The sequence below is a fragment of the Winogradskyella psychrotolerans genome (assembly GCF_018860565.1).
Taxonomy (GTDB): Bacteria; Bacteroidota; Bacteroidia; order Flavobacteriales; family Flavobacteriaceae; genus Winogradskyella; species Winogradskyella damuponensis.
In genome coordinates, this window is record NZ_JAHKPS010000018.1 from 44,877 (window position 1) to 61,827 (window position 16,951).

Below are 16,951 nucleotides of genomic sequence, written 5' to 3' on the forward strand. Positions count from 1 at the left end.
ATTATTTCACTACGGTTATAGTTCCTTTTTTTGTGTTGTTATCAGCAGTTGTAATGATGTAATAAAACACCTGATTAATACTTGTTAAGTTTAAATTATTTTCTGGCCAATTATTTTGGTAATCATTGGTTTTTAATACTATTTCACCACGATTGGTCATTATAACAACTTCGGTATTTGTTCCACTTACATAAGCAGTTGGTATAACCCAAGTGTCATTTATTAAATCGCCATTAGGGCTAATAACATTTGGTATTTTTTCAACATCAGGAAAAAGGTCTAGAGCTTCTTCAATTGTAAATGTGTATTCTACTGAAGCTTCACAACCTGTAGTTTCTGAGATCACAACTTTATAATCGCCAAATTCAGTAGCCTCAAAAGAGGCTTCAGTTGCGCTTGCTATAATTGTATTGTTTAAATACCAAGTGTATATAGGGTTTTGAGCTGTTGTAGTCACATTAACCAATAACGATTCTCCTGAAAGCATTTCATTATATTCTGAGACGTCAATTGAACTTTCAAATAGTTCACTTACCAACTCTATAGTACCTGAAGCGGAACAATCTCCTAAATCTACTTGAACTGAAAATGTACCAGACTCATTAGTTTGGTACATTTGACCTGTAGCACCTGGAATAAGGTTGCCATTTTTAAACCATTGATATGTATTTCCGCCAATTGTACTTAAGGTTGTAAAACCTTGTTCTGGACAATATGGATTTCCTAAACTAGAAGCAATAGTTGCATTAGCTTCACCAGAAATAGCTTCACTAATAGTTACACGATTAGAAAATGAATCTGATGTACAACTGCCATAATTTGTTTTTACGAAATAAGTACCATTCTCACTTACAGATAGTGTTGGTCCATCTGCGACATAAGCATATGTTGTAGGACCTGTTTCTTTGTACCAAGAAAAAGTTAGGTTTGGATAAAGTAATGGAGAATCGTTTGTTTCACTTCCAGGATTATCTATAGTTAATAAATAGCTACCGCCTGTACAAAAAGCTCCAGTTGAAACTAAATTATTAATTGTAAATGGTGAGTCTTGTATTTTATAATAAGCCGCAAAAGGCATTGATTTAGAGCTTGTTGCTACAGGTGCACTACTTTTAATACGAATACGATAATTTTCGCCAGCAGTTGTGTTTGGTATTGAAAACTCTAAAGTTGCAGGTGAGGTGGTTACTGATCCTGCTTCAGAAGTATACACTATTGTTGGATCTGAAAAATCACCATCAGCATCAGACATTTCAATAGTAAATTGATTAGAAGCACTTAATGCAGATTCAGGTGAAAAAACAAATGTAGTATTATAAGTGTTAAATGATGCACTTGCGCATGCTTGACTAAAACCTAAGTTTGGCGTACCAATTACTACTTGCGCAGTAGCCTGTTTTGACATTAAAACAGTACATAGGCAAATTCCAAATAAGAATTGTGTTAGGTAAGTAGGTTTAAGCATCGGGTTGGGGTGTAATTTTTTAATCTATAAGCTATTTGGGTTTTATCAGTATAGTAACATATTTAAACAATCATTTGCATATATGTTATATTATTGGGCGTTTGAAATTATTTTATTCATCATCTTCTTCTTTTTCATCGTCAAACAAATCATTTGAAGCTATAATTTTGTTAATTCTTAATCTAAAATCTGGAGCTCTACTATTATCTGAGTCAATAAAGGTTTCAGAATCTGGTCCTTTAGAGTACACATTGTCAAAAGCTCGACTTCCATACCAACTCTCTAAATCATCATTGTTAATGTGATCTTTTCTATAAATATTTCCTTTACAATTGTTGAAATATGAACGCGTGAATTGAATCTTTTCTAAATTTTCATTGTTGATTTCTATTCTGTCATCTAAGATAACAGCTGGTTTAAATCCCGAAATCACACTTTTATGAATATTAAACGATACATCCGGCCCAATATAAATTGCTTCTTGTACTAAGCCTACTTTAATATCTGATTTTAAATCATTACTTACATTAACTAACGTAAGGTTTTCAGCATTTACAAAGGTTTCCTTTTTAGAGGTGTCTGCTTTTTCTTTTATATCGTAAGAACTGATATACATACAACGTGAACCATCTGGACTAGAGATGTAAGGTGATCTTACCGCTAAAGCATTTTTTATAGTACTTTGTGTACCTTGGTTAAAGTTGTAATCGTTTTTATTAGATCTAAAAGAAACCGTTTTTGTTAGGTTTACTTCTCCACCTAAAATGTTAAATGAATTGCCTTCGCAATAACTAACCATTACATTTTTAATATTAGTTTCTGATCCAACACCTGCAAGTGTTAATCCGCTAAAATTTCCAAAATCCTTTGTTTTTTTTCCAGCGTATTCAATTCTAGTATAGTTTAGCACACCAGAGTTGCTCTCTGTGTTATCGCCACCATAACTAATACTTTCGGTTGAAGAAGGATTTAAGCCATAATTAAGTGACGCTACTTTTCCAAAGGTGTTAATAGGAGCATCACCAAGAATAAAAATACCTCCCCAATCTCCTGGTTTTTTATCTGATCTGTTAGATGTAAATACAATTGGGTCTGTAGATTTTCCTTCGGCTATAAGTTTAGAACCATTGCTAATAATTAATGATCCTTTGGTTTTATAGTCACCAAGTATTACTGTACCAGGTTCTATAACTAAAGTTGTACTATCTGTAACAAAAACATCACCTAGCAAAAGATAGGTATTCCTTTTTGTTAATGTTGTGTTTTCCGAAATGTTGCCAGACAGTATTTGTGTAGGTTCTTCATAGTTGGCTTTATTAGGCTGAAAGTCTGTCCATGAATCTAGCCAATTGTTATAGCCAGTAATTCCTTTTTCCTGTTGGGCAAATAAATTACCTAACACTAAAAGAAAGACAAGTGTAGTAAAAGTAATTTTTTTCATAGTAGGTTAATTTTAAGTTTAGATTAAGGGCTTTTAAACTTTATATCATCAAACATATAAACAATACCTATGAAACACAAATAATATCGATGAAATACATAATATTATACATATAACAATATTTTTCTTACAAAAAACAACACTTTGTCGAATAAATTTATAGGTTTATAAGGAATGTGTCATAAAAACAGTAATAAAAAAACCTTGACAGATAATACGGTCAAGGTTTTAAAACACATTAAATAAATAAAAAAACTAATTAGTCCTTTTTAAAATCGTCATAGGTATGTAATGCTTTTAATGTAGATTCATAAAAAAGAATTGCCGCTATTAAATCCTTCGTGTCTGAATAGGGTAATATTTTTTTTTGAAATTCCATAGTACTATCAAAATAAGACGTAGAGGCTTCAATGTTTTCTTCTAATGCTCTTTTATTATCTTTTGTATCAGGAATACCTAATGTTTCCATTGTAACACCCGGTTTAGTTGCGAATGCAATGTTTGGAAGTATATTTACAATAACTTCTATTCGTTCTATATAAAGAACAAGTAAATCTCCCTTTTTCATCTTTTTTAAGTCATCTCGACTGTGGTATTTGGAGATATTTACTTTACCACTAATAATACTCTGAGATTCCTCTTTTTTTTGAGCAAAACCAAAGGTAATCATTAGAAAAAAAATCGCACAAAATAAAGTAGATTTGGTATTCATATTCACGCTTTTAAATTAATCTTAGTGCAACAAATCTATGCAATTAATTAAAAAAAGCAACTATATTTCTATGTTTTTTACAAAATTTCATATCGATTAAATAGCTATTTTTATAGTTAAACTGCTTAATTACTTGACAAAACGCACATAATACCGACAAAATACATTGTTGTTTTTTAACGAGATAATTGCCTAAAAATGAATGATTTTCAGGCCCAAAATGAAATATAATTTAAAAATCGCATTTTTTTTAGGCTTAAAAAGCTAATATTTTGATATCGATAAAATGCATCAAAACATTTTCTTAAGCAGAAAAATACTGTAACAATTACCTTCTTTTATCGAATTGTAATTCTTAGTATTTCATCGGAAATATTTGTCGGCATTTTCGGTTCGTCGTATAAATAATACATTGATAAGATTTTTAACGATTTACCAACTAAAAGCTTCAATTTTAGGTAATCTTAACTCATTATCTTATGAAAAATCGAATGTTCTTATATTGCTTTATCTGCTTTTTTAGCGCTAATTGCATTATTTCAGCTCAAGATTCTAATAATCAACTACCATTATATGATTATACAGACCTTAATTTTAAGAATGTAGATACTATTCCTGATTATGAATCTAAAACGAATAAACTTAAAGTCTCAGGTATTATTTATAAAAATGATGGAGTAACACCTGCAAAAGATGTTATTCTTTATGTAGAGCAACCAGACGAAAATGGTGATTTTGATTTAAGAGAAACTAAAGAAAAACGTTATGTTAACCATAGGGGATGGATAAAAACGGATGCAGATGGTCGTTATACATTTTATACGTTTGTTCCAGGAAACGATAGAAGATTTAATCAAATGCAACAATTATTTCCAATTGTAAAAGAACCATCTAAAGATGCTTATGTGGTAGAGACCTTTCTTTTTGATGAAGATCCGATGCTAACAAAAATGTGTAGAAAACGTATGGCAAAAAAAGGAGATTTATCTAGAATTTTAAAATTAAAAAAAGAAAATGGTATTTTAGTTGCTCAGCGTAATATCATTTTAAAATCAGACACAGAAGCTACAAAATAGTAATCTTAACATAATAGCTTATTTAAGCGTTCTAAATAACATATTTAGGACGCTTTTTTGTGTTCTATCTTTTATCGTATTTAAAGGCAATCAAAACATTTAGATCTCTAGTCTATAATTTTATATCTCTTTAAGAAGATTGCATACCTTCATCTTTCTTTATAGTTTTAAACCTTAATGATATTTAAATAAACAGATCTAATGAGTAAACAAACCTTTCATTTAGGGCTTTCTTTAGCAGGCGCAGTATCTGCAGGTGCTTATACTGCTGGTTTTGTAGATTACCTCTTGGAGGCTCTTTCGGAATGGGAATTAGCAAAGCAGGCACAAAAAAATAATCCAAATAGTAACATTCCTAACCATAATGTGGTTATTGATGCTATTGGAGGTGCTTCGGCAGGTGGAATGGTTGGAATGATAGCAACTTTAGCATTATATGCAGGCAATTGGAAACCTGTAAAAAAAGTGTCCAACAAAAAAACAGGTAATATCCTTTATGATAGTTGGGTGTTTTTAGATGATGATTTAGATCTTTATAATGAAAAGGGGAGTGGTAAAGCTACTTTTGAAAAAATGTTGGACACTTCTGATATTAACCCAGAAACTGGCACACCATCACTCTTAAACTCTAGTCCTATAGATAATATTGCAGAACGTGTTTTTAACGAATTGCCCACTGACGCTAGTTTAAAAAACTTACCAGAATTTATTGCTAAAGATTTAAGGTTACTAATTACACTAACAAGTCTTAGACCTCTGGATTATAAAGTAAAATTAAGTAGAATTAAATCTAAATTTTTAGACGAAACGCCTTCTCACCGTGTTAGCAGTCATGATGTTTTAGCGCATTTTAAACTGAATTATGATGCAGAAAAAGATAAAAACCATTATTTACCTTTTCATCCACATTCATTAGAGTCAAGAGATTTTTTAAAAAAAATAACAAAAGCAACTGGTGCATTTCCTATTGGTTTAAAACCACGTTATTTTGATAATGAATTTGCTACAGCATATTTAAATAACAGTTTAAAAGTTAGAAAATCCTTAATCGATGATAATTTGGACGTTCTAATAGATGAAGAAACGTCATCAAATTTTCAATTTACAGCTATTGATGGAGGTACAATAAATAACGAACCTTTTGATGAAGTTTTACGTCATCTTATTAAAAAACATGGAGAACCTAATATAGACAACCCTAAATTTGGAACAGTTTTAATTGATCCATTCCCTAGTTTTTTCGATTCCAAAAAAACAGATACAGTCAATTATAAAATCTCAAGTGTTTTAGGAATATTAGGAGCTTTAGTGCCAACTATTCTTAACCAAGCACGTTATAAACAGACAGATACTTATGGTGTGGGCTTGTTTAAGTTGATGTCATTTCCTAGAAAGTTAAAACCAGGAAAAATGGAAATTAGAGAACATCCTCCATTAGCTACAGGCGCTTTAGAAGGTTTTGGTGGATTTTTAGATATTAAATTTAGACAACATGATTTTTTTCTCGGTAGAGATAATGCGCGTAATTTCCTAAGAGGAATTCTTTTTTTAGAATGCGATAAAAACAATCCTAACAATTTGTTCTATGGCGTTAGTGATACTGCAATTGAAGAATTTAGAAAGAAAGTGAAACAAAAAGATGGGAGCGAAAAAATTTATATGCCTATTATTCCTGATGTGAGTAAAATTAAAGGCGATACTAACCCAACAAGCTATGAGGTTGAAGACTTTCCTCAATTTAATGCCAAAGCCTTTAAAGCTTTAGAAAAACCAATTAAAAACAGAGTTAAAGCCATTTTAAAAGCCGAATTAAAAGGACGTATTAAACGTTGGTGGTTGCGTCCAATTGTAAGTGTTTTTAGAGGTGTTATTGCTGGTAAAATTACGAAATGGATTATAGAACAAGTGGAAACTGATTTTAAAAACGGAAAAATGTATAATTAGTGATAAACTTTGTCAATTAATAATTATTTTTTTTAGATATTAAAACTATATATTCATGATATGAAACTCTTCAACAAACAACGCTTCCAATTTATAGAACGTAAACGCTTAAAGTCATACTTAACTTACGCTTTTGGTGAAATTATTTTAGTGGTTGTAGGTATTTTAATTGCAGTAAGTATTAATAGCTATTTCAATAAAAAAAATCTAGATGACTCTAATCAAGAATTAAAATCTCAAGTCATTGTTCAGCTAGAAAAAGATATAAAACACATAGAAGAATTTGAACAAAAATTAAACACACTTAATCAAGCTTATTTAAAAGTATTAGATAGACCACATGATGCTTCAAAGCTTAATTCTGGTAGTGTTGTTGCTACTTTACTGTTAAATATCAAAGTATTATCACTTGGTAATTCTGCTACAAACCTGATTGACAATGCGCAACTTAACAATAGTAAAGATGCCAAGAATATGCTTAATCTTAGTAGCTCTTATAAGCTGTATTTAAAGAGTATAGATGATACTGAAGCTATTATATTTAAAGCTATATCAGACAATTTAAAAGCTATAGAACACAGTGAAGATTGGTATGTTGAATTTATCACGGATTTTAATTGTACTCCTGAGTGCTTTACGTTTTTAACAACAAGCAAAGAACACAAAGCTCGTATGGCATCTCTACGTTTTTTATATGTTAATGTTTATAATAACATTCTTAATAATTTTAAAACGGACTTAAAGAGGTATTTAAAAACACTGAAAAGTTAAGTTTTTAGATCGTTCTTATTTATGCCATTCCCAAGAACAGTATTCTTACCTTTGTCAAAATTATTTTTTTATGTCAAAGTATTTTTCCGATTTAGGAATTAATGAACAGCTACAAAAAGGACTAGCTGATTTACACATTTCTAATCCTACAGATATTCAAAACAAAACCATCCCTGTTATATTACAGAAAGTGGATGATGTAGTAGCTTTAGCTAAAACAGGAACAGGAAAAACAGCCGCCTTTGGCTTGCCATTATTACAGTTAATTGATGTAAAAAAAAACGAAATACAAGCTGTTATCTTAGCACCAACTCGAGAACTTGGTCAACAAATTAGCGCCAATTTAAATGCATTTGCTAAACACATTCCTGAGATGTCTATTGCCACAGTTTGTGGTGGTATTCCTATTAAACCTCAAATAGAACGTTTACAAAGTACCACACATATTGTTGTAGCAACACCTGGTCGTTTGGCCGATTTGGTAAAACGAAACGCTGTTGATATTTCAAAGATTTTATACTTTGTTTTGGATGAAGCAGATGAAATGGTTAGTGCTTTAAAAGAGGGATTAGACGCTATTATTAAAGAAGTTCCTAAAAAGAGACGTACATTATTATTTACTGCTACTATGCCAGGAACCATAAAACAATTGGTTAAAAATTACATGTCAAAACATGTCGTGCATATTGAAGCAGATATGGTAACTGTTGGACATCAAGGTATAGATCATCAGTTTGTGGTGGTTGAACCTATTGAAAAATTAGATGTTCTTCTTCATTTTTTAAATTCTAAAGCAGGTCAACGCGGTATTATTTTCTGTAAAACCAAAGCTGCGGTTAATAAACTCGCTAAGAATTTAGCAATTAATAAATTTTCGTCTGGTGCTATTCACGGTAGTTTAACCCAAGGTATTCGCGATCGCATTATGGGACAATTTAGAGAAGCTCATATCGATATTTTAGTGGCAACAGATTTGGCTGCACGTGGTTTAGATATTAAAGACGTGGCTTATGTAATAAATTATCATTTACCAGATACTTACGATGCTTACGTTCATAGATCAGGACGAACAGCAAGAGCAGGAGCAAAGGGCTTAGCTTTAACTATTCTACAGCAAGAAGAAGTCATTGATATTGCCGATTTTGAAAATGAATTAGGTATTCATTTTTCTGAATTAAAAAAAGCGAATACACAAAGTATTGAAGAAACTAAAGCGGTGTTATGGGCCAGAAAGATATTTAAGACCAAACCAAACAGAGCTATTTCTGAAACGCTAAGAAAAGACGTTCGTACTATTTTTCATCATTTAACCAAAGAAGAGTTAATAGAGAAAGTATTAGCTCACCAATTAGCAGAAACAACTTTAGCTGCCACAAAACCCGAGGCTAATAAAAAGAAAAAAAAGAAGCACTAACTTCAGAAAGCGTTATTAATTATTAATCACTGGTTCTAGAGTTTCCCAAACGGTATTAGCCACTATTTTATGACCTTCAATAGTAGGATGAATGCCATCAGCTTGATTTAACTTAGCAATGCCACCTACATCCTTCAGTATAAAAGGAATAAACTTTAAATCATTCTTAGATGCCAAATCTGCAAAGATTTGTCTAAATTCTGTAGTATAATCCTGTCCCATATTGGGTGGTAATTCCATCCCTGCAAGGATGATAGTTGTTTCTGCATTTTTTTCTTTTACAGCATCTATAATAGATTGAAGATTGGCACGTGTTTCAGAAAGTGCGACACCTCGCAAGCCGTCGTTAGCCCCTAATTCTAATAGGAAAATATCAATGTTTTGATTTAAAATCCAGTTGATACGACTTTTTCCACCAGCAGTAGTTTCTCCACTTACTCCCGAATTAACAACGGTATAATTCAAGTCTAAAGCATCTATTTTTTGTTGTAAGATGGCAGGATAAGCATCATTAATATCGTCTAATCCATAACCTGCAGTAATACTATCTCCAAAACAGAGAATGGTTTTAGATTTGGTTTCACTAATCACAGTATCTTCTGTTTTTGATAGAGGTTGCGTTTCCGTTTTATCTTTTGTAGCGGTATTATTACCACAACCAAGGAATAGCACACTTACCATAAAATAACAAAATTTTATGAGTTTAGAGCCGTTTAGGATTGGTGAAATTAAATACAAATGATTATTTTGAGCCTTCGACATAAGTGTCCTAAAAATTTAAAAGTTAATATGCCAAAGATATTAAAGATTACTGGTCTAGGAAAGACATATTCTAGTGGTAACAAACAATTAACGGTCTTAAATAACATTTCTTTCGATGTTGAAAAAGGACAAACCTTCTCAATTATTGGCCCTTCAGGAAGTGGAAAAACAACCTTACTAGGTCTATGTGCTGGACTGGATGACCCCAATGCTGGAACTGTAGAGTTATGTGGACATGATTTAAGTCAATTAAATGAAGACGAACGCGCGCAATTGCGAAATAAAGAAGTAGGCTTTATATTTCAAAATTTTCAGTTGTTACCAACACTTACAGCACTTGAAAATGTAAGCGTACCTTTAGAATTACAAGGAGATAAAGATGCGGTAAAAAAAAGTAAGTCATTATTAGAAAAAGTAGGATTAGCAAATCGTTTTCATCATTATCCATCACAGCTTTCGGGAGGCGAACAACAACGAGTGGCTTTAGCAAGAGCTTTTGCAAACTCTCCTTCCATTTTGTTTGCAGATGAACCAACAGGAAATTTAGACGAAGAAACAGGAGAAAAGGTTATAAAATTGTTGTTTGATTTGAATAAAGAAGCAGGAACGACTTTAGTAATTATTTCTCACGATTTAGAATTAGCAAATCGTACACAACAAATTCTACGATTAAAAGGTGGACAAATACTAACAAATCAAGCAACGACAACACTTTGAGTATATCTAAACTAAACACGGCTTGGCTTTTTAAAATGGCTTGGCGAGATGCTAAGGCAAGTAGAGTGCGATTGCTATTATTTATGGCATCTATTATTTTAGGTATTGCAGCTGTAGTATCTATTCAGTTATTTAGTACCAATCTTAAAGACAACATTCAGCGACAATCCAAAGCCTTGATGGGAGCGGATTATATTATAGATACGAGACAAGTTCCTACGGAACGAGCCCAAACAATTATAGACTCTTTAAAACCTGATGCTTCTGAAGTTAACTTTATGTCCATGGTTGCTTTTCCTAAAAATGGAGGGACAAAATTGGTTAAAGTACGTGGCTTAGAAGGAGACTTCCCGTTTTATGGTACAATTGAGACACAACCTGCTTTAGCTGCAGCAACTTATCAAGAAACAGGAGGAGCTTTAGTTGATGCTACTTTATTACTTCAATTTAATATTAAACCTGGAGATTCTATAAAAGTAGGTCATATAACACTTCCTATTATAGGTGCATTAAAAGCTATTCCAGGAAGCACGGCTATTTCAACTTCGGTAGCACCACCAATTATAATTCCTTATCGCTTTATTAAAGATACAGAATTATTACAATTTGGTAGTCGTAAAGAATACCAATACTTCTACAAAGCTTCAGACACACTTGATTTAGAGGTTTTTGAAGCTAAAATGAATCCTATGCTAAAAGCCGAAAGTGCAGATTTAGATACACATACAAGTACTAGTGAACGCTTAGGTAGACGTTATGATAATGTGAGCAAGTTTTTAAATTTAGCTGCTTTTATAGCTTTATTATTAGGGTGTATTGGTATTGCTAGCTCTGTTCATATTTATATAAAAGAGAAATTAAAAGCGATTGCGGTTTTAAAATGTATGGGAGCTTCTAGATTACAGAGCTTTCTTATTTTCCTGATTCAAATTTCTGGAATTGGAATTATTGGTGGCTTAATTGGCGCTCTAGTTGGCGTAGGAGTACAAGAGTTATTTCCTTTGCTTTTAAAAGACTTCCTTCCGTTTGCTGTTACCATAAGTATTTCTGCTCAGCCTATTGTAATGGGTGTTTTTCTCGGACTTTTTATGTCAGTATTATTTGCTTTATTACCGTTATTAAGAACTTGGTATGTGTCTCCTTTAGAGGTACTACGCGTAAACGAACAAGCCTCACAAGAGCCTAAAAAAGTAAGGTTTACTGTCTTCCTAATTATATTGAGCTTTCTGTTTTTGTTTTCATATTGGTTGCTTCAAGATGTGGCTTATGCCTTAGGTTTTGTTATCGCAACGCTCATCACTTTTGCTGTCTTAGCTGGTGTTGCTTTGTTGTGCATTAAATTAATTCGGAAGTATTTTCCTAAACGTTGGGGTTTTACAGCACGCCAGAGTTTGCTAAACTTATTTAGACCCAACAATCAAACGGTTATTTTAGTAGTTGCTATTGGATTAGGTACATTCTTAATTAGTACTTTATATTTTACTAAAGATATCTTATTGTCAAAAACCGAAGTGGGACAAACGGCAGGTAGTGCTAATCTCATTATTTTAGATGTACAAAGTGAACAGCGTGATGCTTTAAAACAAACAATTACGTCTCAAGGTTTACCTATTGTAGATAATATTCCATTGGTAACAATGCGTATGCATCGCATTAAAGATCAGTTGGTAAATGACATGAAAAAAGATACCACAAAACAAGTTCGTGGTTGGATTCTAAATCACGAATTTAGAACAACTTACCGCGATTCACTTATAGCTTCAGAAGAACTATTAGAAGGTGTGTGGACATCAGAATTAAAGCCGGGAGAACCAATCGTTATTTCTATTTCAGATAATCTTGCTAAAGATGCTAAAGTTGGTGTTGGTGATGCTATTGTTTTTAATGTGCAAGGAGTGCTTATGGAAACAAGAATTGGTAGTATTAGAAAGGTAGATTGGGGAAAAATACAACTCAACTTTTCTATTGTATTTCCAAAAGGAGTCCTAGAGAAAGCTCCACAGTTTAATGTTATTTCTACTTCTGCACCAAATGAAGTGGCTTCTGCAAACTTACAACGCGATTTGGTTCAAAAATTTCCTAACGTATCTATTCTAGATTTACGACAAGTTATTACTATTATTGAAGATATCCTAGATAAGGTGTCATGGATTATTAATTTTATGGCCTTCTTTAGTATTCTCACAGGAATTATAGTCCTTATTGGCTCTGTAAGAACTAGTAAATACCAACGTATTAAAGAAAGTGTATTACTAAGAACACTTGGCGCTAAGAATTCTCAGATATTAAGAATTTCAGCTTTTGAATACGTGTTTTTAGGACTTTTAGGCAGTTTAGTTGGTATTTTATTAGCTTTAGTCAGTAGCTTATTTTTAGCTCTATTTGTATTTAAAGAACCGTTTACCCCTTCATTAATTCCATTTTTAGTCTTTTTACCAGGTATTACTATACTGGTATTAGGAATTGGACTGAGTAATATTCAAACCGTACTTAGAAGTTCGCCTTTAGAAGTCTTGCGTAAAGAAGGATAGTTGCTTTAAATATTGATTTTTGCTTGAAGTAGGAATGTCACTTCAGAATAATGAACTTCTGTAGCGATTTTTTAAGGCTTACTTTTATTAAAGTCTTTTCTGGTTTATACTGTTACTCTAAAAAAATAGGTATATTTAGAGCATCCTAACCTATTGATAATTAATGTTTAAGTATTACGCATCACTATTGCTTTTGTGCAGTATAGGCATACCACAGTTATGGTCTCAAGGCACAGCAATTACTAGTGAATTAGCTTTTAAGGAGTACCAACAGATTAGCGACTCTATGTCTTTTGTATTTCCAGAAGATGATATAAAAACATACCGACGCGCTTCATTTTCTGATGTCCAAATGCAAAGGTATTTATCTCTTCACTTTAAGCGTTTAGACATATTAAATCATATTGAAGGACACGTTAAATTTGTTTTAGATAGTTATCTACATTCGGGAAATTGGTTTAGAGAAGTAGGATTTCCTAAAGAGTCTATTAAATCTTATCTCAACTTTTTTAATTACTACGAAGATCATGAAAATGAATTAGATATAGCTGAGCGCAATAAATATATAGAAATGCGAAGTTATGCGCGAAGCATGCTTGCAGAGAGTTATGCAAAGCTTGGTTTATTAGATAGCGCAGCATTTCAACATAAAGCAAATATGGCGTTTACTAAGAATCTAAATTATATTTACCATCCGTCTTCAATAAACAATTATGGCCTTTTTTTTTATTGGCATAAAAAAGACCTTGATTCTGCGATGTATTTCTTTGAACGTGCCTATGCGCTTACAAAGTCTAAATTTCCAAAGCATACTTTAAATGGAAGTATACGCGATAATATTGCAGATATTTATATAGACCAGCAAGATTATAAAAAGGCACAGCCATTATATCAGCAAAATTTCGAGTATTTCAAAACAGCCATTAATGAAGCAACCTTAGCTAAAGATATTCCTCGGTTAATTAGTGCAGGATCACAATTAGTAACTACTAATACGCAATTAAGTCGGTTAGACGCAGCACAACGGATTTTTAAAGAGTTAGAAACCGTTGTAAAGCTTCAAGAATTGAATAATAATATAACGTCTAGTTCTAAATTAGAATTTTTAAGAGCTAAAGAACGTTTATTAAGTGCTCAAAACAATATTTTAGAAGCCTATGCTACAGTAAAGACGATAGAACGTTTTTCGGATAGTCTTCAAACCATATCTAATCATGCTGATAAAAAATGGCAAGAAGAATTGAATGATATTACGATAGACAAAATTGAATTAAATTTTAAAATAGATCGTATTCAAAAAGATAATATGATTAAAAATCAGCGTGCTAAACTTTGGTTTATTGGGCTTTTATCGTCTATTTTCATTATTCTATTAATGACGCTTATTATTAGTAGAAGGCAACACCTTATCAATGCAAAAAATAAACAATTATTAGCTGAACAGAAACTAGAAAACTCAGCCTTAAAGGTCGTGCAGCTTAATTCAGAGATTAAATCTAAAGAACGTGATTTGTCTGATTTTGCTATAAAACTTACCCAAGATCAAGATTGGGCAAAAGAATTAGCAGCGCAATTAGAGGCCATAAAGCAGACTTCATCAGAAGAACGCGAATCCTTAATAAAAACCTTAGATCACGCTATTGCCAATAAAATTAATGTAGATAGTGATACGCAAGATTTCTTTGAACGCTTAGACAAATTAAGTCATACCTTTTATAGTAAACTCACACACAGTTATCCAAATTTGAGTAAAAATGAAATTAGACTTTGCTCATTAATTCGCTTAAAAATTGAAAGTCGTAGTATTGCTACTCTTCAAAATATAACTTTAGCGTCACTAAATACGAGCCGTTACCGTTTAAGAAAAAAACTCAATCTCTCAGAAGATGTCGATTTAGACTTTTTTATTCAAAATTTATAAAACACTCATTAGCAGTATTTTAGTTTAGTTTTTATTCCGTTGTCTATTAATTGTCTATTGCTTGTTCATTAGCAGTCTATCTCAAATTTATGGTTAGAAGTATCATGTCTAGTAACTTCGTCATGTCCTAATATCTTATTAAGTATAGCCTGTTTATAAAACATCATTAATAATAAGTATAACCCATAAAATTGTATCACTCATGAAAAAATTTCTTCTTGGTTTATGTATTTTAGGTTTAACCAACCTTATCTCTGCACAGAATGACTTAGCTATGGCAACGGCTAATGATAACGACATTACTATTAAAACTTCAAAAATCAAAAATGAATCGTATGTAATGAATAATAGTAATGAAACTATGCATTTGGCTACACGTATTAAAAAATTACAAAAAATAGCCGCTACTTATGATATTTCTAAGGAGTCTATTTACAGTAATAATAAATCGGTTACTTATGATGTTGTATTTGAAGCCAACGAAAATTATATTAAAGCTGTTTATGACCATAATGGTGAGATTATAAAATCAGAGGAGTATTATGAAGATGTAAGAATACCTTATGATTTAACAAGTCAATTGGCTAAAGATTATCCAGGATGGTCTTTTAATAAGAGCAATTGCAAGATTTTTTATTCTAAGGAAAAAGCATCAAAATTCACCTATACAATAGTACTTAAAAAAGGAAATAAATCTAAATTAGTTACAAGATAACCTTAACCGTTATTAATAACTTGCTAAGAAGGCAACATCTTTTAAGGTGTTGCTTTTGTTTTGTTAATTCTCAAGAATGATATACCTATCTTTGTCCGATAATTCAGAAAGTTCTACGTCAGACAATTCTAAAACAAACAAAAAATAGCAATGGCTAATAGCATTAAAGATCAACAAGATATTCTCGAGAAATTAAACATATACGCACTCAATGCAATGCAAGAATCTGCTATTGAGGCGATTGAAAAAAACACAAACACTATTCTCTTATCTCCAACAGGAACTGGAAAAACATTAGCCTTTTTATTGCCTTTATTGGATGCTTTAGACCCAACCATTGAAGAAGAAGTCCAAGCTTTAATTATTGTGCCTTCTCGTGAATTAGCAATTCAAATTGAAACCGTAATTAGAAATATGGGCTCTGGTTATAAAGCTAATGCTATATACGGAGGACGTGCTATTTCAAAGGATAAAATAGAATTAAAACACACACCTACCATATTAATTGGAACACCAGGACGTTTAGCCGATCATTTTGAGCAAGCTCGATTTACTACTAAATTTATAAAAACTTTGGTGATAGATGAGTTTGATATTTCAATTGAAGTTGGAGCAGGAGGTGAGATGAAGTTTATAATGGGCTATTTGGCAAATGTTAACAAGCGAATTTTAACTTCTGCAACAGAGGGAGCATCAATTCCTGCCTATCTTAAAATGGATGGTGCCAAAACTTTAAATTTCTTAAAAGATAAATCAAGTCCAAAATTAACGGTAAAAACAGTGTTGTCACCATCGGCTAATAAACATAATACTTTAGTTGACTTATTATACCATTTAGGTAATGCGCCTGGTATTGTATTTTGTAATAAAAAGGAACGTTTAGAAGATTTAAGTCGTTTTTTAGACAAACGAAAAATTGCACATACATGCTTTCATGGAGGTATGGAGCAGCGCGATCGTGAACGTGCTTTAATTAAGTTAAGAAATGGAAGTGTAAATATTTTAGTGGCGAGTGATTTGGCTGCTAGAGGTATTGATATTCCTGAAATGAGTTATATTATTCACTATGAAATTCCTGAAGCTATTCAAGAATATACCCATAGAAATGGTAGAACAGCTCGAGTAAATGCTAAAGGAACAGCTTATCTTATTAAAGGAGATAGAGAAGTATTTCCTGAGTTTGTAGAAAAATCTAAAATACTAACGCTTAAAAAATCTGGGGAAATAAAACCTTCATTTTGGACCACATTATTTATTTCTGGAGGTAGAAAAGATAAAATATCTAAAGGAGATATTGCTGGTTTATTCTTTAAACAAGGAGGTATTAGTAAAGATCAATTAGGTGTTATTGAGTTAAAACAAGACTGTGCTTTTGTCGCTGTTCCCAAGTCAATTTCTGATGATTTAGTCAATAAGCTTAATAATGTACGCTTAAAGAAGAAAAAGGTTAGAGTTTATCCTATTTAATTGAATCTAAATATA

General features: G+C 31.9%; 13 protein-coding genes. 9 read left to right on the forward strand and 4 right to left on the reverse strand.

Annotation, left to right across the window (positions count from 1 at the left end; translation table 11 throughout):
• Position 1: 1 nt before the first annotated feature.
• The 3 genes from KO504_RS06770 to KO504_RS06780 all read right to left on the reverse strand — a co-directional run bounded on the left by KO504_RS06770 (position 2) and on the right by KO504_RS06780 (position 3,618).
• The gene (locus KO504_RS06770) at positions 2–1,405 is read right to left on the reverse strand and encodes a gliding motility-associated C-terminal domain-containing protein (protein WP_252723633.1); all 1,404 of its coding nucleotides are present in this window, start codon (positions 1,403–1,405) and stop codon (positions 2–4) included.
• Positions 1,406–1,577: 172 nt separating this feature from the next.
• Positions 1,578–2,906 (reverse strand): hypothetical protein, encoded by a 1,329-nt coding sequence (locus KO504_RS06775; protein WP_215925579.1) that lies wholly within the window; start codon positions 2,904–2,906, stop codon positions 1,578–1,580.
• A 259-nt stretch (positions 2,907–3,165) separates the two neighbouring features.
• Positions 3,166–3,618, reverse strand: a complete 453-nt coding sequence (locus KO504_RS06780) for a hypothetical protein (RefSeq protein WP_215925580.1) — start codon at positions 3,616–3,618, stop codon at positions 3,166–3,168.
• A gap of 479 nt (positions 3,619–4,097) precedes the next feature.
• Between KO504_RS06780 and KO504_RS06785 the strand changes: the two genes are divergently transcribed.
• The 4 genes from KO504_RS06785 (at position 4,098) to KO504_RS06800 (ending at position 8,823) form a co-directional block, all read left to right on the forward strand.
• Positions 4,098–4,694, forward strand: coding sequence for a hypothetical protein (locus tag KO504_RS06785; RefSeq protein ID WP_215925581.1), 597 nt, complete (start codon positions 4,098–4,100; stop codon positions 4,692–4,694).
• Between the two features lie 201 nt (positions 4,695–4,895).
• Positions 4,896–6,638, forward strand: a complete 1,743-nt coding sequence (locus KO504_RS06790) for a patatin-like phospholipase family protein (RefSeq protein ID WP_215925582.1) — start codon at positions 4,896–4,898, stop codon at positions 6,636–6,638.
• 60 nt (positions 6,639–6,698) lie between these two features.
• On the forward strand, positions 6,699–7,409 hold the full coding sequence (locus KO504_RS06795) for a hypothetical protein (RefSeq protein WP_215925583.1): 711 nt from the start codon (positions 6,699–6,701) through the stop codon (positions 7,407–7,409).
• A 70-nt stretch (positions 7,410–7,479) separates the two neighbouring features.
• Positions 7,480–8,823, forward strand: coding sequence for a DEAD/DEAH box helicase (locus KO504_RS06800; RefSeq protein ID WP_215925584.1), 1,344 nt, complete (start codon positions 7,480–7,482; stop codon positions 8,821–8,823).
• 15 nt (positions 8,824–8,838) lie between these two features.
• Here the strand turns inward: KO504_RS06800 and KO504_RS06805 are convergent, their stop codons facing one another.
• Positions 8,839–9,585, reverse strand: coding sequence for an arylesterase (locus KO504_RS06805; protein ID WP_215925585.1), 747 nt, complete (start codon positions 9,583–9,585; stop codon positions 8,839–8,841).
• Between the two features lie 27 nt (positions 9,586–9,612).
• Here KO504_RS06805 and KO504_RS06810 point away from each other — a divergent pair, with 27 nt between their 5' ends.
• The 5 genes from KO504_RS06810 (at position 9,613) to KO504_RS06830 (ending at position 16,936) form a co-directional block, all read left to right on the forward strand.
• Positions 9,613–10,302, forward strand: coding sequence for an ABC transporter ATP-binding protein (locus KO504_RS06810; protein ID WP_215925586.1), 690 nt, complete (start codon positions 9,613–9,615; stop codon positions 10,300–10,302).
• Between the two features lie 35 nt (positions 10,303–10,337).
• Positions 10,338–12,833: an ABC transporter permease gene (locus tag KO504_RS06815; RefSeq protein WP_215926054.1), complete on the forward strand. Its 2,496-nt coding sequence runs from the start codon at positions 10,338–10,340 to the stop codon at positions 12,831–12,833.
• Between the two features lie 163 nt (positions 12,834–12,996).
• The gene (locus KO504_RS06820; RefSeq protein WP_215925587.1) at positions 12,997–14,754 is read left to right on the forward strand and encodes a helix-turn-helix transcriptional regulator; all 1,758 of its coding nucleotides are present in this window, start codon (positions 12,997–12,999) and stop codon (positions 14,752–14,754) included.
• A 202-nt stretch (positions 14,755–14,956) separates the two neighbouring features.
• Entirely contained in the window at positions 14,957–15,469 is a 513-nt protein-coding gene (locus KO504_RS06825; RefSeq protein ID WP_215925588.1) for a hypothetical protein, read from the forward strand.
• A 150-nt stretch (positions 15,470–15,619) separates the two neighbouring features.
• Positions 15,620–16,936 carry a DEAD/DEAH box helicase gene (locus KO504_RS06830; RefSeq protein ID WP_215925589.1) on the forward strand — a complete coding sequence of 439 codons (1,317 nt, stop codon included), beginning with the start codon at positions 15,620–15,622 and terminating at the stop codon, positions 16,934–16,936.
• Positions 16,937–16,951: the final 15 nt, after the last annotated feature.